Annotated in this window: 13 protein-coding genes; 5 read left to right on the top strand and 8 right to left on the bottom strand. The window is 61.8% G+C overall.

Going from position 1 to position 22990, the window contains the following annotated elements; genetic code table 11:
* Positions 1-119 precede the first annotated feature (119 nt).
* The 4 genes from A4R35_RS20435 to A4R35_RS20450 all read right to left on the bottom strand — a co-directional run bounded on the left by A4R35_RS20435 (position 120) and on the right by A4R35_RS20450 (position 6133).
* The gene (locus tag A4R35_RS20435; protein ID WP_223258428.1) at positions 120-2444 is read right to left on the bottom strand and encodes an LUD domain-containing protein; all 2325 of its coding nucleotides are present in this window, start codon (positions 2442-2444) and stop codon (positions 120-122) included.
* A complete protein-coding gene (locus A4R35_RS20440) occupies positions 2434-3039 on the bottom strand; it encodes a LutC/YkgG family protein (RefSeq protein ID WP_189362118.1) in 606 nt (201 codons plus the stop codon). Before A4R35_RS20440 ends, A4R35_RS20435 begins: the two co-directional genes overlap by 11 nt.
* Before the next feature lie 199 nt (positions 3040-3238).
* Positions 3239-5269: a nitrilase-related carbon-nitrogen hydrolase gene (locus A4R35_RS20445; RefSeq protein WP_112432678.1), complete on the bottom strand. Its 2031-nt coding sequence runs from the start codon at positions 5267-5269 to the stop codon at positions 3239-3241.
* A gap of 120 nt (positions 5270-5389) precedes the next feature.
* A complete protein-coding gene (locus tag A4R35_RS20450) occupies positions 5390-6133 on the bottom strand; it encodes a GntR family transcriptional regulator (protein ID WP_112432680.1) in 744 nt (247 codons plus the stop codon).
* 683 nt (positions 6134-6816) lie between these two features.
* Between A4R35_RS20450 and A4R35_RS20455 the strand changes: the two genes are divergently transcribed.
* Complete coding sequence (locus A4R35_RS20455; RefSeq protein WP_112432682.1) at positions 6817-9339, top strand: sensor histidine kinase; 2523 nt, start codon at positions 6817-6819, stop codon at positions 9337-9339.
* Between the two features lie 24 nt (positions 9340-9363).
* Here A4R35_RS20455 and A4R35_RS20460 read toward each other — a convergent pair whose 3' ends face one another.
* A complete protein-coding gene (locus A4R35_RS20460; protein ID WP_112432684.1) occupies positions 9364-10338 on the bottom strand; it encodes a helix-turn-helix transcriptional regulator in 975 nt (324 codons plus the stop codon).
* Between the two features lie 185 nt (positions 10339-10523).
* On the opposite strand from A4R35_RS20460, the gene A4R35_RS20465 reads away from it, so the two are divergent.
* Positions 10524-11033, top strand: coding sequence for a ClbS/DfsB family four-helix bundle protein (locus tag A4R35_RS20465; protein WP_112432686.1), 510 nt, complete (start codon positions 10524-10526; stop codon positions 11031-11033).
* A 71-nt stretch (positions 11034-11104) separates the two neighbouring features.
* Here the strand turns inward: A4R35_RS20465 and A4R35_RS20470 are convergent, their stop codons facing one another.
* From A4R35_RS20470 to A4R35_RS20480, 3 genes are all read right to left on the bottom strand, one after another.
* Complete coding sequence (locus A4R35_RS20470) at positions 11105-11731, bottom strand: hypothetical protein (protein ID WP_146747284.1); 627 nt, start codon at positions 11729-11731, stop codon at positions 11105-11107.
* A 123-nt stretch (positions 11732-11854) separates the two neighbouring features.
* Positions 11855-12781, bottom strand: a complete 927-nt coding sequence (locus A4R35_RS20475) for a hypothetical protein (RefSeq protein ID WP_146747285.1) — start codon at positions 12779-12781, stop codon at positions 11855-11857.
* A 592-nt stretch (positions 12782-13373) separates the two neighbouring features.
* Entirely contained in the window at positions 13374-15023 is a 1650-nt protein-coding gene (locus A4R35_RS20480; protein ID WP_112432692.1) for an L-lactate permease, read from the bottom strand.
* Positions 15024-16110: 1087 nt separating this feature from the next.
* On the opposite strand from A4R35_RS20480, the gene secA reads away from it, so the two are divergent.
* The 3 genes from secA to aceB all read left to right on the top strand — a co-directional run bounded on the left by secA (position 16111) and on the right by aceB (position 22908).
* Entirely contained in the window at positions 16111-19548 is a 3438-nt protein-coding gene (gene secA, locus A4R35_RS20490; RefSeq protein WP_112432697.1) for a preprotein translocase subunit SecA, read from the top strand.
* Positions 19549-19812: 264 nt separating this feature from the next.
* Positions 19813-21126, top strand: a complete 1314-nt coding sequence (gene aceA, locus A4R35_RS20495) for an isocitrate lyase (protein WP_112434371.1) — start codon at positions 19813-19815, stop codon at positions 21124-21126.
* A gap of 183 nt (positions 21127-21309) precedes the next feature.
* A complete protein-coding gene (gene aceB, locus A4R35_RS20500; RefSeq protein ID WP_112432699.1) occupies positions 21310-22908 on the top strand; it encodes a malate synthase A in 1599 nt (532 codons plus the stop codon).
* Positions 22909-22990: the final 82 nt, after the last annotated feature.

Below are 22990 nucleotides of genomic sequence, written 5' to 3' on the forward strand. Positions count from 1 at the left end.
TTGTAATGCAATTGGGCGCGAGGCACAAGACTATCAAGGCCGTCCCCGCTGGCAAGCGCTTGCCGGCCAGGGGGAGGGCCTGAGTGCTCTTCTTCTTCTTCTTCTCCCGCTTGAAGCGGCTAGGCGAGGTACTCCGCCACCAGTTGCGCCAGGTGCAGCACACGCAGAGGGCGGCCATTGGCGTCAACGCCGCCGCGCAAGTGCATCAGGCAGCCGGGATTGTCGGAGACCAGCAGCGTGGCCCCGGTCTCTTCGGCGTGCCTCAGCTTTCTCTCCAGCAGGCGCTCGGCAATCTCTGGGTGCTCGATCGAGGTAGAGCCGCCGAAGCCGCAGCAGACGTCGGAGTCTCTCATCTCGCGCAGCTCCAGGCCAAGCACGTCGCGAATGACCTGGCGTGCTTCTGTGCGCAGGCCCAGGCAGTTGCACGACTGACAGGAATCGTGATAAGTCACGACAGGCGCCGTCTCGCCGGGCCTGAGACGGCGCAGCGCTGGCAGTCGCTGCTGGGCTACCAGGACCCGCAGCAGGAAGCTGGTGAAATCCATGATGCGCCCGGCCAGGGCGCGGGTGCGGTTGAGCCAGCTCTGCAGCTGGAGGTCTTCAAAGAGGCGCAGGTAATCCTGGATGAGGGTAACAACACAGCTGGTGGAGGCGCAGACAATGTAGTCTGCCCCGCTCTCGTCGAGGGCACGCTCCAGCATGCGCACCGTCTGCCTGGCCATTGCCAGGCCATGCTGGCGGTCGCCTGAATTGAGAGCTGGCAGGCCGCAGCAGTGCTGGGCGCGCGGGAAGACCACGCGCAGGCCGCAGCGCTCCAGGATCTGGATGACGGCCTCGCCCATCTCGGGATAGAGGCGGTCGGTCATACAGCCGGCAAAATAGCAGACCGTCATCTCATCGGGGCGGCGTCCCTCCTGGCGAGCGGCGGCCAGATTGGCGCGGGCCCCAATGCGATCGCGCAGGGGGCGGCGCGCAAACGCTGGCAGGCTGCGCCAGCGTGTCAACCGGGCCAGCGGGCGCAGGCCTGGCAGGCCCTCGAAGAGGCGCAGGTAGCGATAGCGCACATAGGGCGTACCCCTGGTGGCCGGCCACTGGCCGAGAGCGGCCAGGCGTGTGAAGAGATCGAAGAGGCGTGGACGGGCCAAAACCCCGAAAATGAGGCGTTTGAGCCACGGCAGGCCCTCGCTGGCCACTACGCGGCTGCGCACATCCAGGATCAGGGAAGGCAGAGGGATTTCCACCGGACAGACGGTCTCACAGGCGTTGCAGCTCACGCAGAGGCTCTGGGGACCGGCGGCGGCCTCCAGGCCATGATGGAAGGGCGTCACGACCAGACCGATGGCTCCACTGTAGATATAACCGAAAGCGTGGCCGCCGACCTGCTGATAGGGCGGGCAGATGTTGGCGCAGGCGGCGCAGCGAATGCAGCGCAGGGCCTCCTTGAAGCGTGGGTCGGCGCGCATGGCGCTGCGTCCATTGTCCAGCAGGACAATGTGCACCTCCTTACCGGGCCGGTCCGGTCCCGTAATAAAGGTCGTATAGCTGGTCATGGGCTGGCCGGTAGCGCTGCGGGCCAGCAAGCGGATCTGCGTCATGGCATCGGCGAAGGTGGGCAGCAGCTTATCGTAGCCGGCCAGCACCACATGCACTGGCGGTAGCGAGGTGACCATGCGCCCATTGCCCTCGTTGGTATTGAGCATCACTGTGCCGCTCTCGGCAATGAGGGCGTTGGCGCCGCTGATGCCCATGCCGGCGGTCAGGAACGCCTGGCGGTGCTCGCGGCGGATAACCGCCACCTGCTCGGCCACATTCTCGCGCGAAATCTCGCGTCCGGTGGCGCGGCTGAGGACCTCGCCCACTTGCTGGCGGGTCTTGTGAATAATGGGCATCACCATATGCGAAGGGCGTTCATGGTCAAGCTGCGCTACCCACTCGCCCAGGTCGGTCTCGACGGCCTTGATCCCTCGTTCCTCCAGATAGTGGTTCAGCTCGATCTCTTCGCTGACCATCGTCTTGGACTTGACGACCAGCGTGATGCCCTTGCGGCGGCAGAGTTCGTAAATATAGCGGTTGGCGTCCTCGGCGCTGCGGGCCTCATAGACCACGGCGCCGGCGGCTGTGGCCTGCTCCTTGAAGCGAGCCACCAACTCCTGCTGGTGGGCAATGGCCTCGTCCTTGGCGGCGCGCAGGCGCTGGCGCAGGGCGACGAAGCTATAGTCGGAACCATATTCTGCCGCTGTGGCCTCGAAGAGGGCCTGGCGCGACTGACGCCAGCTGGGCGCGAAGCGCTCCAGGGCGCGGTGCATGTTCTCATCCTCCAGGCCTCGCTGCAGGCGCTCCGCAAACGGGGGCATATCGTGAACAGCCGGGATTGGCCCGGCAATGCCTGGGCGGGAGATCAGGGTCTGCGCCTCGTTTGCCTGTGCATGCTCCTTATTGCTCATTGTCCCTGTCCTTTGCTTCCTCGCTAGAGAAGAGAGATGGGTCACTCGCAGGAGTAGCGACGACAATCACGCAGAGCGCGCGTGGTCCCTGCACGCCGATCGTCAGCGTACGTTCGATGTCGGCGGTGCGGCTGGGACCGGTGACCAGAGAAATATAGTGCTGTTGCTGGGGACCCGGGCGAGTCAAGGTCTGAAGCAAGGTAGCTGCCTCATCGAGGAGTGGAACCAGCTGTCCAGCGGAGACGAGAACAAAGTGGGTCAGTGTCAGCATGCCCACGATGCGCGCCGCCAGGGCATTGTCAGCCAGGAAGACCGAGCCAGTCTCGGCGATGGCCAGGGAGGCGCAAGAGAGGCCAGCCGGGGCATCGGCGACGTGCTCGGGGGTCATGGCCTCCTCCAGACGAATGCCGCGCGCGCTCAAAAGCGGCAGGAGTGCCCCCCAGGGTTGGCAAGCCGCAAAAGCAGGTGGGACAATCAACCGCTGTTCAGCGAGCGCGGGATGGGTAGCGATGATCTCAGCGGCCTGAGCCAGGTCCTCGGCCCAGTGGGCTACGCCGCCGGCAGCGCTCAGACGGCTCTGAAACTGAGCGAACAAAGCTGAACTCTTCATTCGTGTAACCAGAGAATTTCAGCAGATAGCAGCGATCACTCAGGCTGGTGCCTGCAACAAGAAAAACGGCGCGCCAGCAGTGAGACCTGGCTCGTCGCCAGCGACCGCGCTGCTGGATGCGCCGTAGGGTAGTAGGCCGAAGGCAATGATACACCCAGGCAGGTGCTGCTCCGGCCCTCACCAGTCAGCGTGCGGCTGGCGTGGCGGGCGATTCTGCCGGAGCGGAAAAGGCCACACCGGCAGCCGCACGCACCAGGTCCAGATACCACAGCGGCTGGCGCTTGCGCAGGAGTGGCTTGGAGCGGACCACGTTGCCGGGGATGGTCTCACGGATATCGTAGGCCAGCTCGCCGGTCAAGGAGCCGGCCACATCACCGGGCATATAGGTTGGTGAAAGCGTCGTCGAGCGTCGACCAGTGCGCTGCTCACGCGTATCGATTGTCATCAGCATCAGCGTTGACTCGCCCTCCTCGGCGATTACCTCACGCCAGGGGTAGCTGGAGCAAGAAGGCGAGTAAATGCCACTTAAGCCATTGGCGCGAACGCCCCTGGCCTCGCCGCTCCAGTTGGCAATGGTCAGGTAGACATGATGCTCAGCAGCGCGAATGCGCCAGGGTAAGTAATGCAAGGGATCGTAGCCCTCGGGGGCCACGTGCGGGCCGAAAGGGATCGCCGTCGGCCCCAGTCCGCTGGGGTTGGGAAAATTGAGCAAGGTCGGGGCGCAGACGAGATCGCAGCCCTTGCCTGCCAACACACGCAGCGTCTCCGGGAAAAGCACGTCGTAGCCTGTGGCCAGGCCGATACGTCCTACGGGGCTATCGAAGGTGGGCAGGCCCAGGTTGCCTGGACTGGCCCAGCGCCGGTCGGCGCGCGTGAGATGCAGCTTGCGATAGATCCCGTGAACTCCCTCGGGGTCGAGCAACAGCACCGTATTATAGTAGACTGGCTCAGCCTTTCCATCAGCATATGCGCATTCAGCGACCCCCAGCACAATGCTGAGCTGGAACTCTGTGGCCAGAGCTACCAGGGCCTCGATCTCGGGGCCGGGCACGCGGATAGCGCCGGCGCGTATCCGGGCCGCGAAATCGGGATGGGAGGGGTCGGATGGTCCTGGCAGCGCCAGCTCGGGCAATACCAGCACATCTGGATAGGCAGGTTCATGGACGCGCAGTAGCGAACGCACCAGAGACCGGAGACGTTCCAGGCGCTCCTCGTTCGAGACAGTAGCAGTAGTTGCTGTTTGCTCCTCTTCGGGCGCGGCGAGCATCTCACGTAGCTCAAGCTGAACAAAAGCGGCGCAGGAGAGCTGGCCGGGCGGCAGCTCGTGGGATTGATAGAGGCCATGGAAGCGCAGCGGCTCCCACAGATAGGTATTGTGCACCAGCGAGACATAGTCACGGGGGCGACGATCCGCCAGGCGATCGCCCAGCGGCTCTTCGCCGGCAGGTCCCCACTGCTTGTCGCGGCAGCGCTCCAGATCGACCTCGCCGTAGACAATACCCTCGCCATCGTCGCGGTAAGCCTGGATCGAGCCGTCGGGATTCAGAATGCAGCTCCCGCCGCTGAACTGCACCCCGCGCTCGCGCCCGTAGCGGTTGGCGGCGATCAGGTAGACGCCGTTTTCGAAGGCGCGCAGCATCCACCAGCTGCTGGGGCACTTTTCGTCTAGCCAGCCACAGGGGAAGAGCAAGATCTCGGCCCCGCGAACAGCGGCCAGGCGTGCGGCCTCGAAATACATCGCGTCCATGCATACCAGGATCGCCAGGCGTCCCAGCGGCGTATCCCAGACCGGCAGGCCCAGATCGCCATCGCGGGCCCAACGTGGTTCAGCAATGTATGAGTGCAGCTTACGATACTTGCCGAGCAGGCCCTGGGGGCCGAGCAGAGCCGTCGTATTGTAATAGACATCGCTTTCGGGGTCGACCTCGGCCAGGCTCAGCGCGATATAGCAGCCGTAGGCGGCGGCCAGCTCGGCGAAGCGCAGGCAGGTAGGGCCGGGGACAGGCTCGACGTAGGGGGCGATCTCCTCGCGCGACTCCCAGCAGTAGCCGGTCGTGGCCAGCTCTGGTAAGACGATCAGTCGCGCGCCGTGACGGGCGGCCTCCTCGACGAGACGCAACAGGTCGCCGATGTTCTGCTCCTTTTGGCCCGGCGTGGGTTCGTACTGGATAGCGGCGACCCGGTACCTGGTAAAGGAGGACGCGGATGTACTCATGCTTGCAAGCTCCAGGCGTGATTGAGCAGGCGGCGCTGGTCGCGCCGCGCCCACAACCCCTATTATATACCATCGTGACGAGGAAGCGAGTGAGTGAGAAGATCGGATCGCTCACCCGGGTCAGCTCTCGCCGGGGCCGCGACGATAAAGAACGAACTCGAACGCGTCAGGAACGTGATATCCCTGTGAGAAGAGCACAGGCCGCTGCTCCAGCGTATAGTCAACTTGCTCGATATAGAGCACAGGCGCGCCAGGGGAGAGGCCGAGCTTCTGCGCCAGCCAGACTTCGGCCAGTACGGGCCGGAGCCGGGCAAGGGCGTGGTGGATGGTGAGGCCAAGACGCTGGACAAGAAACTCGGAGAGCGAGTTCCTGTAAAGGTCGGTCAGTTCGTAACTGGCTGCCTTCAGCAGGGCCGTCGGCAAAAAATCGATCGAGAAGACCACAGGACGCTGATCGGCCAGGCGCACACGCTCGATCACCATCACCTCGTCCGTGGGAGCCAGCGAGAGCCGGATGGCCACCTCGGACCCGGCTGGCATCGTCTGAATGACGACGTCACGCGTGCCGGGCAGGTGCCCAGAGGCCCGAATCAGCTCGCTGATGTCAAGGTTGCGGTCAAGGCTGCCCTGCACTTGCTGCGGATGCTGGTTCACAAAGGTCCCGTGACCATGCCGGCGCAGAATCAGCCCTTCCTCGGCCAATGCCTGAAGCGCCTCGCGTAGCGTTGTGCGACTGACTCCTAACGTCTCAGAAAGCTCTTCCTCGTTCGGGAGGCGGGAACCGGGGGGATAAAGGCCCGTGCTGATCAGGATGCGCAGCCGCTGGCGCACCTGGCTGGCCAGTGCTCTCCTTCCTCTGAGCACCGTTCGACCCCCTTCCTGCTTCTGCTTGATTGTTGTGGGTAGAGCAGGTAGACTAGAGATATGGCCGAGAGGCAGTCACGAGTGTTTGAGGTTGAGTTTACACTTGTGATGCAGAGATGTCAAGTGGTTCGTATGATTGAAGGTTCCTGCTGTATAAAAGGCAGTTGCCTTTAGAATTGATGCGACCGTCGCAAGCGAGGGAAGGATATCCCAGCAGGGGGTTTGTGCTATACATGGTGAATCAACGCGCGCCCGGTGGCCAGCCGCTGTATCACTGTGGCCAGTGGTTCTCTTGTCTGGCTGTTTGTGGCGGTCTTTTGGGCAGCTGCCCGGTTGAACGTTAGTTAGTTCCACAGGCGGCAGGATTGCCGGAGGAAGCTCGGGGGTCAGCGAACCATGACTGATGAGAGTGCAGGCAAACTGATGGATAGAAGGTGAGGCCGAGAGGAACCTGCTGCAAGGCAGAGGCCACTGCGAGCCGATCTCTCCCTGCTCGCCAGGGTCAGGGCTGAGGTAGACCGCGCGCCTGGCATAGCGTGCGGGGAAGCTGACGAGATGGTGATGCTTCCCGCCTTTGTTCCTCGACTTGTATCCCTCTACTATAGTGAGAAGGAGCGAGCGAGAAGGCTGACGGCCCGGCCTTCTTCATGTCACATCTGCGCCATCCGCTACGTTGGTGATCCATGCAGAGCAGCGAATCGTTTACTAATCCTAGTGCAGACTCGTTTAAGCTACTACCTCCCTATCTGGCCGCTGCCGGCGCTGAGCCATTGCACTTCGAGCAGTTGCGCCAGCAGGAGCAGATCATTAGCGATACCAGTCTGCTACCGGCGCCCTTCCGCGTTCGGCTCTTTACCCTTCTTACCTACCAGCGGCATGTGCCCTACTGTCTTCATTACTTACTCGCCCGGCTCCTCAGCCAGGGTCAAAGGGCCGCGGCCATCGCCGCTCTCCTCCAGGAGCCGGCGAACGACGAGGAGCGAACCATCCAGCTTGAGCTATTGGCGGCTCAGACAGAGCCCCTTCGGAGCTGGCCCGAGCCAGCCTCAGCGCTGGAGCAGGCTCTGCTCTGGGCTGCTGTGGCGCTGCTCTTACCGGGCGAGCAGACGGAGCAGGCTCGCCTGGAGCTGCGGCGCCTGTTGCCGTCGAGCACCTATGCATCGCTTCAGGCCTTTCTGGCCTTTGTCCAGGCCTGTCATCTCTGGATCATTGCCTATCCAGAGCGGGCGCACGTTGCCGACGAGCAGGCGCGGCAGTACTTGCTACGGCTCCTGCAAGGTTGTGAGTCCGAGGAGCAGGAGCATCTGCGTTCGCTGCTAGAGCGGCTCGGCTCCTGCACGGACGAAGCTGTCTTCAGGCACGAGCTTGAGCTGTACCGTCGCCGGCTGCGGGCCGTATTAGAGGCCATTGGCGATAGCGTTCTGCTGTATGATCATCGCGGGCGCCTGGTCTATGTAAACGCTGTGGCCCGTCGGCTTCTCCCCCTCTTGCTACCGGATCATGCCCGTCGGGCGGCCCTGGCCAGTGCGGGCGTGAACGACCAGGGTGGAGCGGTAGAGACTGGAGAGACGGCGGAGGCGCTACTGCTCGCCGATACCCCCACCGCTGCGCCGCTGCAGCGTATTCTCCAGCAGGGATATGCCATTGCTGGCGAGCAGGCGGTTGATATCAGCATCAAGCTGGCTGGAGGAGAGGAAGCCATCTTCAGCTTCAGCGGCGCGCCCGTACGCAGCAGCCGCGGGCAGATCATTGGGGCCATCATCATCGGGCGCGAAGTCACTGCACGGCGGCGGCTGGAGCAGCGTGCTCATACCGCGCTCAGCGCCCTGCTGGCGATGGCCGAAGCGCTCGTCCAGGTCGACGATGAGCCGCTTCCTCTGCAGGAGTCCCAGAGTGAAGGGCAGACGCGTCTGATCATGTTGCGGCTCGGCGAGCTGACGCGCCAGGTACTTGGCTGTCGGCGCGTTGCCATGCTTGGACTGGAGCGCGAAACCGAGCGCGTTCAGCATGTAGCGGTCACGGGCGTCACTCCTCAGCAAGAGCGTCGCTGGCAGGAAATCGTCCTCGGGGCTCCCCTGAGCGCCTTCCTTAGTGCGGCCCTGCTGGAGCGGCTGCGTGCTGGCGAAAGCCTGCTCATCGACCTGGAGGCGCCCGAGTTCGGTCACCTGCGCCGTCAGGTCCGCAGCTACTCAGTGCGGGCCTTGCTTGTGATTCCCATGTGCCTGCGCGAGCGGCTTATTGGCATCTTCACCGTTGACTATGGCCCCGAAGAGCACAGCTACAGTCCCGATGAGTTAGCGCTCGCGGCGGCGGTGGCGCGCATGGCCACCCTCGTCCTGGAACGCGAGCATCTGCTAGAAGAGCGGGCTGAGGCGCGGGCCAGCGTCCTGGCGCTGCGCGAAGCCAATCGTCGCATGGACGAGTTCATCAGCTTTGCCAGCCATGAGCTGCGGGCCCCCCTGACCGTTCTCAAGGCCAATGCCCAGCTCATCAAGCGGCTCCTGCAAAAGGCCAGCGCCCTCGGTCGCGATCTCGGTCGCGGCGGCTCCAGCGGAGGCAGCGCCGCTCAGTCCACGCTCCAGGCCCAGCCTGTCCTCCAACGCCTGGCCACTATTCCCGAGCTCCTTGATCGCTCGATTGCTCAGGTTGACTTACTGGACCGTCTCGTCGGGGACCTGCTTGACTTCTCGCGTATCCAATCAGAGACCTTGCAGCTAGTCCGTCGACGTCTGGACCTGGTCGCTATCGTGCGTGACGTGGTGCAGAGTCAGCAGCAGGTCCACCCGGGGCGCGACATTCGCCTCAGCGTCGAGAGTGCTGGCGAGGTGCCGGTTGAGGTTGACGCCGCACGTATCAGTCAGGTGCTGACCAATTATCTGCTCAACGCCATTCGCTATGCGCCGCCCGACCGTCCTATCGAGGTCCGTCTCCGCGTCGAAGGGCAGCGGGCGCGGGTGCTGGTGCGCGACGAGGGACCGGGAGTACCGCCTGAGCTGCAACAGCGCATCTGGGAGCGCTTCTATCGCGCGCCGGGCATCCCCGTGCAGGAAGGCTCGCCGGTTGGCCTGGGGCTGGGCCTGCATATCTGTCGCACCATTATCCAGCTTCACGGCGGTGAGGTGGGCCTGGAGAGTCAGCCTGGCCAGGGAGCCACCTTCTGGTTCGCGCTACCCCTGGCTCAGGTCTCGGAGAAGCCAGATGGTTGACTGACTCTGCTGCGGTGGGGGGGATCAAGGGTCTCTCTCAGGCCAGGCCACCTGCTCACTGATGCGCCGCGCCAGGGCCTGAAGGGCCGTGGACAGCTCGGGAGGATGGCGCACCCGCAGGCGGCAGTCCAGTCCGACCAGCACATGGGCGGCCCAGTCCAGATTATGCGTTGAGCAGCGCAGTAGGGTCGTCTGCTCATTCTCAGGCAGTGGCTCTAATACCGCCAGGGCAGGTGGTAGTCGCTGTTGCACCTCGGAGAGTGGCAACTCCAGGACCACCTCGATCTGCCAGGGGGCCGGTGTGAGCGCGATGGCGCGTTGAATCGCTCCCAGACAGTCAAAATCGACTGGTCGCGCAAACGTAGCGGGAAGTTCCTCGGCCAGCAGGATGCGATCGAGCCGGAAGACGCGCAGTGCCTGACGCAGGTGGCAGTAGCCCGCCAGATACCAGCTGCCGAAGCAATAGGCCAGCCCATAAGGATCAACCTCGCGCTCGCTCTCGGCTCCACCCCAGGAGCGATAGCGCAGCCAGAGACGCTGGCTCTGCTGCGTGCAGCGGCTGACGGTCAGCAGCACTCCGGCGGCAGGTCGCTGACTGGCCTGTGGCAGGTCGAAGAGCAGAGTCTCCTGCACCGCCTGCAGGCGCTCGCGCAGCGGTCCGGGGAGCACACGCTCAATCTTGGCCAAAGCCCCCTCGACAGCGCTCTGATCGCCAATGAGATTCAGACGTCGTGTCAGCAGCAGACCCAGAGTCAGAGCCAGGGCCTCCTCGTCGCTAAAGATCAGAGGCGGTAGGCGAAAGCCCGGGCGCAGAAAGTAGGCTCCGTAGCGGCCATGCTCCGCCTCCACCGGGATACCAAGGTCCTGCAACATGGTGATATAGCGACGCACCGTCCGCGGACTTACCTCCAGGCGCGCCGCCAGCTCGGCCCCACTCATCCGCCCACGGGCCTGGAGCAGCTCCAGCACCGTGAGCACGCGCGTCGTGGGAAAGTACATAGCGACCTCGCTTTCTCCATCTGCGCCCGATGATCAGATCAGCATCAACGAATTAGGACGAAGTATAACCGCTTTCGCTGCTATGCTCAAGAGAGTGTGTAACACTGATAGAGGTACAGTGCTCGTAGAGAAATTGGCTTCTGCCGAGGGAGCCGCGGATCAGAGAAGAAAAGGAGAAGTCATCTGTGGAAAAAGCCCGACTGCTCAGTGAGATGCAGCGTTGCTATCAGGAATGGAATAGCCTGCTGGCCACTTTGACCTCGGAAGAGCTGTTTCTGCCAGGGGTGGCGGGCGCTTGGTCTGTGAAAGATGTGATCGCCCATCTTACTGCCTGGCTGGAGCTGGCCTTCAGTGATATCTCCGCTGCCCGTGAGGGGCGGGAGCCGCTGCTATGCTTTGACACCATGAGCGAGGAAGAACTGGAGGAACTCAACCAGCGTTTCCACCGCGAGCGTCAGGGACAAACGCTGGTTGAGGTGCTGACGAACTTTCACACGACCTGGCGTCGTCTCTACGATGAGGCTAAGGCGCTCGATGACAGACTCCTGCAGGAGACAGCCCGGCTGGTGGTGAATTGGCAGGCCAGGCCCCTTGGAGAGCTGATCTATGGCGAGGCTTGTGAGCACCTGGTAGATCATACCAACGCTCTGCGAGCCTGGTTGAGCGCCCGGCGTGGGAGTGCCACCGAAGCCTGAGCCAGGCCAGGCCAGGTTGAAGCCAGCTTCCTTCTCTCTTACTGGCCGAAGCCTGGCCTGGCGACCCTGGCTCAGCTGCCCAGCACCGCCACCAGCATTGCCAGCAGGCCGATGATGCGCAAGCCATCGCCGATATTGTCAACCAGCAGAGAGTTCACAAAGAAATACTTCTGGAAGATCATCAGATAGCCCAGGCCAAGGAAGAGGAAGGCTGTGCCCATCAGGAAAGCGAAGCGCGTGGGCTTCTTCAGCAGGGCCGTGGTATACAGATAGAAAATGCCCAGGCAAAGGAGGGCGCGAGAACCGCTCAAGGTAGCGCGGAGGCCCACGTTGGGCAGGTCCGGCAGAATAGGGGATAGCAGCCCGACACAGAGGGCCACCAGCGAGCAGATGATCTGCAAGCGGAGCAAGACGTTCAAATACTGATCAGAATTATTGAGCAGGCTGAGCAGGATAAACAGACAGGCGCAGGCTTGACCCAGATAAAGAAACCAGTCCGTGTGGAGGGTGACGCTCGTCACCAGCATCGACAGCAGATCGGCCAGGCCAGTGAGGGCGATCATCCCCATCGAGATTCCCAGCGTCAGCAGGCGTGTGCTGCGCACCTGGGGATAGGCAACCGCCACGCGTAAGGTCACAAAGAGCGTAATCGCAATCAGAATAATCGCGAGCACGATGGGCATCCAACTGAAACCCACGTCGGTCTCCTTCCTAGCGAGCCAGAGCTAGCAGAAAATCTGGAAAATAGCTAAAGAAAGAATAAATGAAAGAAAAGGAGCACAGCGATCCAGGGCGCCTTGACAGATCCCTTCCTGGCTGACTCACGACTCAAAGAGCCGTTCAGCGCTGACGGGGTGCCCGTCGGGATCAACTAATTCCACGCGCCGCATCTTCACCAGGATCTGCAGAGCGGCCAGGACATCGGCCAGCTCCATGCCTGTGCTCTGGACCAGCTCCGCGATGCTCTGCTCGCCATCGATAGCGCCATGAAGGCGGCGGGCGCGTTTATCGGCGATGGCGGCGGAGCGTGCAAAAGGATTTTCTGAAGTCAGCAGTTCTGCATCCTCCTTGCGTCGTGGGATCAGGGCGGTCAAAGGAACTGGCTGCGATTGGCGGCCTGGGCCTGGGCCTGGGCCTGGGGTCCTGGTTGAGGTCCCTGGTGGGCCAGCGGCCACTGTCGTCGACCCGGGCCTGGAGAGGGGGGAACCTGGTGCCGGTAGCGGGAGGAGCAGGCCACGCTGAGTTGCCAGACCGATTGCCTGACGCAGCAGCATCGTAATTGCCTGCTGAAGATCAGTTTGGGGCTGGTAACCTACGAAGAACAGGTAGGTCAGTGCAAAAGGGAGCGGCTCCTGGGGACCCGGCGTGGCAGGCGGGGCGGGGAGCAGCACGGGACTGCTCATGAAGCCGCCAAGACAGTAGTGGCAAGCGTACTGGTGCAACAGGCCCACCTGCTGCGGAGGAAAGAGCATCTCAATGGAGAAGGTCTGGACCGGACGTTGCTCAAAGGCAAAGCGCTGGGCAATGAGCAGCATCTGCTCATTGTAGGTGATCTGCTCCGGCAGGTTGGGGTCGCGGGGAAGCATCGTGCGCAGATGGAGCACGGAGGTACGGGCTGGTGTGAGGAGCGGTGTCCAAAACTCGATCAACTCGATCTGGAAGTGCTCGATAAAAGCATAACAGAGCCACTGAAAAAGTTCATCGATCGTATACATAGCGGCAACAGCGCGCAGGAGGAGATTCATCATTACAAACTGTTGCCGTCGTGCGTCAGGTGAACCGGCTCTGCCTTGAGGGTACTGGCTGCTCATGAGCAAAAAAACCTCTGCGTTCAGGTGACGATCTAACCTAGTTAACCAGCTCCGGCGGTCACAGCTAGCTCCTTCCGCCTCTTCTTCAGAACGCCAGGAAAGGGGAAAATTTTCTCTTTTGGACCAACTCTCTTCAGCGAAGATGGCGGCTGCCAGCCCTTGGGCGGTGAAGATGGCGGGACCCCTATACTTGCATACTCGCATACTCGCACAAGGCCCAAGGTCACAATATTACCATAGCAGGCACTACACATAGTGTCAATGAAAATTGTATTAAAGTCAAGTTGAGAGATCGACACATTCTGGTCAATAATTGGTTATCATTCAACTGTGAGCTGGGGACACAGGGGCGCCTCCTCTCCAGCAGCGCGGACGACGGAGAGCAGAGCAGGAGAGCTGGCTGAGCAGAAAGAGGGGCCAGACTGCTCCTGCCCTTGTGAGGGGCGTAGCGTACGCAGCTTCAGCAAGCAGACGTGCTCACGCCCCTGTCTTGGCAGACCTTCCTCGACGGAGAGTAGAGCGGCGTAGCTTACTGGGGAATAATGCCAGGTACCAGGTACTGCTGGACCATGACAATCACTCCCAGAATGCAGGCCAGGATGATACTGTGCCAGAATGTGCGGCGTACCACCAGGCCCTCCTTGCCGGTCAAACCAATGGTCGAGGCGCCCGTTGTCAGATTCTGCGGCGAGATCATCTTTGACATCACTGCCCCGCTGGAATTGGTGGCCGCCATCAAGATCGGACTCAGCTTCAACTGCTGGGCCGCCACCACCTGCAGATTGCCGAAGAGGGCGTTCGACGACGTATCGCTGCCGCTCAGGAAGCAGGCGATCCAGCCCAGGAAGACGGAGAAGAAGGGGAAGACCACGCCCAGCGAGGATATGGCCAGGCCGATGGTATAGGAGATGCCTGAGTAGTTAAAGAGATAGGCCAGACCCACGATGAACATCACAGTGAGAATGGCGTAGCGCAACTGGCGCCAGGTGTCGGTCAGCGCCTGCCAGAGAATAACCGGGCGTGCCCCGGCGGCGATCATCACTGCTGCCGTCAGCAACATGGCCAGCAGAATAGCCGTCCCTGTGCCCAGGGGCTGGAAGCTATAGATCGCGGCATAGGGCTTCTTGTAAAGGGTCAGATAAATCGCGTTATGCAGGTTGGGCCAGGGCACGTTGATCTGGCCGATCTTCGCCACGCCGGCGAAGGTCCAGATAATCACCACTGCGCTCACCAGCAGCCAGGGCAACCAGGCCAGGAGCGTCTCCCCCAGGGTCGGGCGCTCGGTGGTCGACTGGCTCGTTCCGCCCGCGCCACGGGCGCTGGAGCTGGCATTCGCAAAAGCTGCCATATACTCCGCCGTATCGCGTGGCTGCCAGATCTGTACAAAGAGGATCACGCACAGCAGCGACACCAGCGAGGCCAGGACGTCGGGCAATTCCGGACCGATGAAATTAGAGACCGCGAACTGGGTCAAGGCGAACGAGAGACCTGCCACCAGCGCTGCCGGCCAGCAGGTGCGCAGGCTGCGCACGCCAGCATAGACCACCAGGGCATAGAACGGCAGCAAGAGACTAAAGATAGGAAGCTGGCGCCCAACCATTGCTGACAGGGCCCCTGTTGGCAGGTTGGTCACGCCGTGCAAGGTCGTAATCGGCACACCGAGCGCCCCAAAGGCCACCGGCGTGGTATTGAAAATCAGGGTCATCACAATGGCATCCAGCGGCTCAAAGCCAAGGCCCATCAGGAGCGCGCTGCAGATTGCCACCGGTGTTCCGAAGCCCGAGATCCCTTCCATCAGCGCCCCGAAGCTGAAACCGATGATGAGCAGCAGAATGCGGCGGTCCGCCGGCACATTATGGACCATCCAGCGGCGAAATAGCTCGAATTTCCCCGTGCGCACCGCCACGTTGTAGAGCCACATCGCGTTCCAGACGATCCACATCACCGGCCAGAGGGCGAAGACCATGCCGTTGAGCGTCGAGCTGGCCGCCAGCTGAAAGGGCATTTGCCAGACGAAAACGGCGATCAACAAGCCGACGATCAGCCCGATCAGGGCTGAGAGCCAGGCCGGCAGACGGATCACTCCCAGCAGGATCAGGACGACGGCGATGGGAATAATCCCTACAAGGAAGGAGAGAAAGAGGTTATTAGCAACGGGAGTCAGTAACTGGTGAAACATCGCTGTTTGGCTCCTTGCGTCCAGACTACGGTATCCTGGTTGCGCTCTCCGTGCCTGTAACCGCGTCCGCCTCAGCGCGAACGCCATGCTCAAGGGACAGGCCGGCGGGCGGCTGTCAGCGGTACCGGACCAGATCAGATGCATCTGCCTGGGCATCATCGCCGCGCAGAGCAGAGCAAAGCAGAAACTGCCCGCTGAACCCAGGGGCGAGCGCCTGGCAGAGGAGAACAAGGGACCGGACTATTCGGCCTGCCCCGCTGCGCTCCCTGCCTGTCCTGTCCTGTCCTGCTCTGCCCTGCCTGACCTGCTTGACGAGCTGAACTGAGCTGGCTGGCTCGCTGCCAGTGGCCTGTGCCAGAGACAAAGAGAGCGCGCCTCACGTTGCTGAGGTAAGCAGAAAGAATAGCCACCTCGCTCGTGGCTTGGCTAGAGCGCTGATGAGTGTATAAGGGTGGACGGATATGAACGGGTGCGAGTAGCGACCGGACCGGGCCATCGCCTCCTTTCATTGGGGCCGTCGCCGCCGTCGCCTTGCGGTAGGTAGCTCGCCCGAAAGCGACAAGGCGACAGCGCTGCAACGCGCCAGGCGCTGCGCTGGAGACGTCGTTTGGGGTAGGCATAGCCGACAACGAGGGGAGAGGAACTACAGGAGCAGGCCCTGTGCCTATGGCGAGATGGCCTTACTTAGCCAACCAGGAGGCGGCAAGCCATCAGTGGCCCGTCTGATGGGGTTGCCTGTCGGTGACCCACCCTGTTCTCCTCTTGGGGCTGCTGGCACCGCTTCGTCTTGAGAAGAGGCGCGAAGCGGCTGAGCTTTTCAAGAGAGCAATGAGCGGCTTACTCTGGCCGTTCCTTCCCTCCCTGTCATAAAGCCTTATTACTATAGAGTGTGGCATTACCGGCTGTCACCTGTCAAGATGCACCGTGCGTGATTGGCCTGCGCGCCCGGTGGAGACGAGGTGTGATATAATGAATGAGAACATGGGCCGGTCAACTGGCGTCATCACCATAAGAGGGCACCCACCGACCAGCGCCAGCCAGGGATGCGGGCGACCATGCCAGCCGGGCTGCAGGAGAAGAGAGCGACATGCAACTGCTAACGAAGATTCTGGGAGATCCCAATCAGCGCGAACTGAAACGCATCCAGCCGATCATTGATCGGATCAATGCCTTAGAACCTGAAATTCAGAAGCTGAGCGACGAAGAACTGGCGGGCAAAACAGCAGAATTCCGCGCGCAGCTCGCCCTGTATCTCAAGGGGGGGCGTGTCCTGGAGGACGAGCTGCTCAAGCTCTTCCGTGAGGCGATCACCAGCGTTGAGCCTCTGGCCGAGCGCTGCAGCGATGAGCAGCTTCGGGCCGCCATTACCGGCTACTGTCAGAAGCTTGACCGGCGACGCGACGAGGAGGAGGTCCTGCGCAATCAGCTGGCCGATGTTTTAGACGAGCTCTTTGCCGCTGGCTACGAGCGGCTCAATCCCACCTTCAACGCCTTGCGCGTCGAAGCCGTCATGGACCTGGTAGAAGAGCGGCAGCTGTGGCCGGAGGAGGAGCCCAACCCTGAAGAGGCCATCATGGGCTTGCTCCAGGAGGTAGAACCTGACCTGGCGCAGCTGCCAGAGGAGGAGCGTCGGCGCGCTTTCGCCAAAGCCTGGGCCATCTTCGAAGAGGAACGCCGCCAGGCCCGTAATCCCGATGAGGGGGCTGACGAGCGTTTAGAGCGGCTCCTGAGCCGCATTCTCACCCATCTGCAGCCGGAGCTGGTCGCCTACAAAGCCGAGGCTATGCAGTCGCTGAGCGAGGACATGGCGCGGCGCTATCGCCAGAAAGGCAAGACCCTTGACGATCTTCTGCCCGAGGCCTTTGCGGTCGTGCGCGAAGTGGCGCGGCGCGTGCTCAACATGCGCCATTTCGATGTCCAGCTCATCGGCGGTGTCGTGCTCCATCAGGGCAAGATCGCCGAGATGAAGACCGGTGAAGGAAAAACCCTGGTGGCCACCTTGCCCGTCTATCTCAACGCCCTCACCGGCAAGGGCGTCCATGTCGTGACCGTCAATGATTACCTGGCGCGCCGTGATGCCGAGTGGATGGGGAAGATCTACCGCTTCCTGGGCATGAGCGTAGGCGTCATCGTCAACGCCGTCGAGCCGCAAAGTCCCGAGCGACGCGCCGCCTATGCTGCCGACATCACCTACGGCACCAATAACGAATTCGGCTTCGACTATCTCCGCGACAACATGGTCACCGACCTCAGCCAGATGGTCCAGCGTGAGCTGAACTACGCCATCGTTGATGAGGTCGACAACATCCTGATCGACGAAGCGCGCACGCCGCTCATCATTTCTGGTCCTGGCCCTGAATCGACAGACCTCTACGTCAAGTTTGCGCGCCTGGTCCCGCGACTCAAGCCTGAGATTGACTATACCGTCGACGAGAAGTCGCGCACGGTCATGCTGACTGACGAGGGCATCGAAAAGATGGAGCGCATGCTCGGCACCCAGAACCTCTATGCCGAGGAACACCTTGATCTGGCGCGCTATATGGAGAATGCCCTCAAGGCGCACGTCCTCTTTAAGCGTGATCGGGACTACCTTGTCAAAGATGGCCAGGTGATCATCGTCGACGAGTTCACCGGGCGTTTACTGCCGGGCCGGCGCTATAGCGAGGGATTGCACCAGGCGATCGAGGCCAAGGAGGGGGTGCAGGTTCAGCGCGAGAACCATACCTATGCCACGATCACCTTTCAGAACTACTTTCGCCTCTACCGCAAGCTGGCAGGTATGACTGGCACGGCCATTACCGAGGCGGAAGAGTTCCATAAGATCTACAAGCTGGATGTGATCGTCATCCCGCCCAACAAGCCGATGATCCGCCAGGACCTGCCAGACCTCATCTATCGGACCGAAGAGGCCAAGTGGCGTGCCGTGGTCCGAGAGATCAAAGAGCGCCACGAGCGCGGGCAGCCGGTGCTGGTTGGCACGACCTCGGTTGAGAAATCTGAGCATCTCTCGCACCTGCTCTCGCTAGAGGGCATTCCTCACAACGTGCTCAATGCCAAGCACCACGAGCGCGAGGCCCAGATCATCGCTCAGGCCGGACGCAGCGGAGCGGTGACGATCGCCACCAACATGGCTGGACGTGGTACCGACATCCTCCTGGGCGGCAACCCTGCCAGCTACTTTGACCTCGTGTTGCGCAAGCATGCCGAGCACGTCGACTACATTCGCGAAATGCCTGAGAATACGCCGGAGGAGCGTGAAGAGAAAGAAGAGGCTATCCGACAGTATATCGAGGGCATGACTGAGGAGGAGAAGAACGAGATCCTCCAGGACCTGATTCGCCAGTGTGAGGAGGATCACCAGCGGGTTGTAGAGCTAGGCGGCCTGCACGTCATCGGTACCGAGCGTCATGAGTCGCGGCGCATCGACAACCAGCTACGTGGCCGCGCCGGGCGCCAGGGTGATCCCGGCTCCTCGCGCTTCTACCTCTCGCTCGAGGACGACCTCATGCGCCGCTTTGGGGCTGATCGGGCCTCGAATTTTATGAAGATGGCGGGCATGGACGATGACACTCCGCTGGAGAGCAGCCTCGTCTCACGCTTTATCGAGCAGACCCAGGCTCGCGTCGAAGGCTACAACTTCGACATCCGCAAGCATGTTGTCGAATACGACGACGTCATCGCCAGGCAGCGCGAGGTTATCTATGCCGATCGGCGAGCCGTCCTCGAACGAGCCGACATGCACGAGCGTGTCCTGGAGATGATCCGCAACGAGATTGCGGCTCTCGTTGATCGCTGCATTCCCGGGCAGGCCATCAACGATGAGGGCGAGCTAGAGCTGCTCTTCACCCAAATCGAGCGCTGGGTCCATGTCCCCGAGGACTTCCTGCCGGAGAACCTGCATGCTCTGCGCAAAGACGAGCTGAAGGAGCGCCTGAGCGAGCTGGTCATCGAGCATTACGAAGCCCAGGGGCGCCGCCTTGCTGAGCTGGCCGAGGAGCACCTGGGTCAGGGTGTACCCACTCTGGGCGACCTGGAGCACTCCATCACGCTGCAAGTCGTCGACCGTCTCTGGATGGATCACATCGATGCCCTCGATGTAATGCGCTCCGGCATCCAGTTCCGGGCCGTCGGCCAGCGTGATCCGCTGACCGAATTCAAGAACGAAGCCTATCGCATGTTTGAGGAGCTGAAGCGCGCCATCCAGCATTACATCGTCGATGAACTGCTCAAGATGCTGCGCGGCGAGATCACCGTGACCGTCCAACGCCCGCAGCCGAAGCCGCGTCAACTGCCGCGCAACCTGCGCACCAACGTCGACGAGATTGCGCGTCTGAGCGGTCAGGCCAAGAGCGACGGCAACGGCGCCCGCCCGCGTAGCAGCGGCGGACGGCGCGCGGCCCGCGGCGGCACAGCAGTCGCCAGCCCCTCCGTGACGCAGCCAGCAGCCCCCCCGCGCAAGATCGGGCGCAACGACCTCTGCTACTGCGGCAGCGGCAAAAAGTACAAGAAGTGTCACGGTGCCTAGGCCAGGCCTGGATCAGTCATCATTGAAGGTGGGGAGCCAGTTCACCTCAGCAGAAACGAACTGGCTCCCCATCTTTGCGTTGGCAACCTATAAGCATTTAGTTATCGTAAAGCTTACCAGCTTTTAACTTATTTCATAGCAACTTCGCCTGTTCGTGTGTTATCCTTGTTATGGAGCGAGCAGGCCCCGCAGATCTATAGGTCAAAGCTTATCAAAGCGCTTCTGGAGAGAGGAGCAGAGATCATAATGAGCAGTCAATATACTATGAATGGCAATGGCGCACATGGAAAGCGGCAGACGCCCTATAGTGGCCCCAGCGCCGAAGAGCTGGAGCGTTCCTGGCGCGAAGATCCGCGCTGGCAGGGCATCAAGCGGCCCTATAGCGGACAGGACGTCGTGCGTCTGCGCGGCTCCATTCAGATAGAATACACCTTAGCGCGTCTGGGAGCTGAGCGGCTCTGGGAGCTGCTGCACAGAGAGCCATATGTGGCGGCGCTCGGCGCGCTCACGGGTAACCAGGCTGTTCAACAAGTCAAAGCTGGTCTCAAGGCTATCTATCTAAGCGGCTGGCAGGTGGCTGCCGATGCCAATCTGGCGGGGCAGATGTATCCTGACCAAAGTCTCTACCCCTCCAACAGCGTGCCGCACGTCGTCAAGCGCATCAACCAGGCACTGCAGCGGGCTGACCAGATTCAGCAGGCCGAAGGAAAAGGAGACATCTACTGGTTTGCCCCGATTGTGGCCGATGGAGAGGCGGGCTTTGGCGGACCGCTCAACGTCTATGAACTGACCAAAGCCATGATCGAGGCTGGCGCGGCGGGCGTGCACTTTGAAGATCAGCTCGCCTCAGAGAAGAAGTGTGGCCATCTGGGTGGCAAGGTCCTGATTCCCACGCGCCTGGCCATTCGCAACCTGATTGCTGCCCGGTTGGCGGCGGACGTCATGGGGGTGCCGACCATTCTCATTGCGCGCACCGATGCCAACGCGGCCACCCTTATCACCAGCGATGTCGACCCGGCTGATCATCCCTTCCTCACCGGTGAGCGCACCCCCGAGGGGTACTTCCGCACGCGCCACGGGCTGGAGGCGGCCATTGCCCGAGGGCTGGCTTATGCTCCCTATGCCGATCTCATCTGGTGCGAGACCTCTGAGCCGAATCTGGACGAGGCGCGGCGCTTTGCCGAGGCCATCCACGAGAAGTATCCTGGCAAGCTGCTGGCCTACAACTGCTCGCCTTCGTTCAACTGGAAGAAGAAGCTCGACGCTCACACCATTGCCACCTTCCAGGACGAGCTGGGCAAGATGGGCTACAAGTTCCAGTTTGTGACCCTGGCCGGCTTCCACGCCCTCAATCAGAGCATGTTCAAGCTGGCGCTGGGCTATCGTCAGCGCGGCATGGCGGCCTACGCCGACCTGCAAGAAGAAGAGTTTGCTCTGGAGCGCGAGGGCTACACGGCCACGCGCCATCAGCGTGAGGTTGGCACCGGCTACTTCGACGAGGTAGCGATGGTTATCTCTGGCGGCCAGGCCTCGACTGTGGCCCTGGCTGGTTCGACCGAAGCAGAACAATTCCATTGATATCCTTCCATCCATCTTCTGGTCACTCCTGACGGGTAGCGGCGAACGCCGACGCGCTTGAGCGTGCCTGCTCCGATGTCGTACAATGGGGGGAAAACGACAAAGGCTGGTGGGCGCGTTCAGGCGCGTCAGGCGTATCAGGCGTGCCCCCATTGTGTCAGGCAGAAAGGCGAAGCGAAGCAGATGACGAAGCAGAGCTATCCAGACGGGCTTGAGATCAAAGCACCGGTTCCGCCCGAATACGCAGAGATACTGACGCCAGAGGCATTGCACTTTGTGGTGACGCTGGTGCGCGAATTCGGGGGGCGTCGCGAGGAGCTGCTGCGCAAGCGTGTCGAGCGGCAGGCCGAGATCGATGCCGGCAAGCTCCCCGACTTCCTGCCAGAGACGGCCCATATTCGTGAAGCAGACTGGACGATCAACCCCGTCCCTGCCGACCTGCAAGATCGGCGCGTGGAGATCACTGGTCCCGCTGAGCGCAAGATGATCATCAACGCACTCAACTCAGGGGCCAAGGTTTACATGGCCGACTTTGAGGATGCCCTCAGCCCAACCTGGGCCAACCTTGTGCAGGGGCAGATCAACCTGCGCGACGCCGTCCGGCGCACCATCAGCTATGTCAGCCCCGAGGGCAAGCACTACCGCCTCAACGAACAGATCGCCACGCTGGTGGTCCGTCCCCGTGGCTGGCACCTGCCAGAGAAGCATGTTCTGCTCGATGGCAAACCCATTTCCGGCAGCCTCTTCGACTTTGGGCTGTATTTCTTCCACAACGCGCGCGCCCTGCTTGAGCGCGGCACTGGCCCCTACTTCTACCTGCCGAAGATGGAGAGCCATCTGGAGGCGCGCCTGTGGAACGATGTCTTCCTGCTGGCCCAGGAGCAGCTCGGCATCCCGCGCGGGACGATCAAGGCCACGGTGCTGATCGAAACGATCCTGGCCGCCTTCGAAATGGATGAGATCCTCTACGAGCTGCGCGAGCACTCGTCGGGCCTCAACTGCGGACGCTGGGATTACATTTTCAGCGCCATTAAGAAATTCCGCAATCACGAGCAATTCCTCTATCCCGATCGGGCCCAGGTGACGATGACCACGCCCTTTATGCGGGCCTATACGCTGCTGACCATTAAAACCTGCCATCGGCGCAATGCCCACGCCATCGGCGGCATGGCGGCCCAGATCCCCATCAAGAATAATCCGGCGGCCAACGAGGAGGCGATGGAGCGCGTGCGCGCCGATAAGCGGCGCGAGGCGACCGACGGCCATGACGGCACCTGGGTGGCTCATCCCGGGCTGGTGCAGGTGGCTCAGGAGGAATTCGATCGCGTCATGCCGCAGCCGAACCAGATCGAGCGCAAGCGCGAGGATGTGCAGGTGAGCGCCGCCGACTTGCTGCGCGTGCCCGAGGGGACCATCACCGAGGGCGGCCTGCGAACGAACATCAGCGTAGGGACGCAGTATCTGGAGGCCTGGCTTGGCGGCCTGGGCTGTGTCCCGATCAATAACCTGATGGAGGATGCCGCCACGGTCGAGATCTCACGCTCCCAGATCTGGCAGTGGGTGCATCATCCGCGCGGCATTCTGGACGATGGGCGCAAAGTGACACTGGAGCTGGTGCGCCAGCTGGCGCGCGAGGAGCTGGAGAAGATCAAGGCCGCCGTCGGTGAGCAGACCTATCAGTCGCGCCGCTACGAGCAAGCCTACAATCTCCTCGATGGCATTATCGCCAACCGCGAGTTTACCGAGTTTCTGACACTGCCGGCGTACGAGCTCATCGATTGATGGGCCTGCCGATAGATGCGGGGGAAGGGAGAAGATCCCTTCTCTCGCTTTGTTTTGGGGGCAGCAGCGCAGCGCCCTTGTC

Origin of the sequence: Thermogemmatispora tikiterensis (assembly GCF_003268475.1) — a bacterium.
GTDB lineage: Bacteria > Chloroflexota > Ktedonobacteria > Ktedonobacterales > Ktedonobacteraceae > Thermogemmatispora > Thermogemmatispora tikiterensis.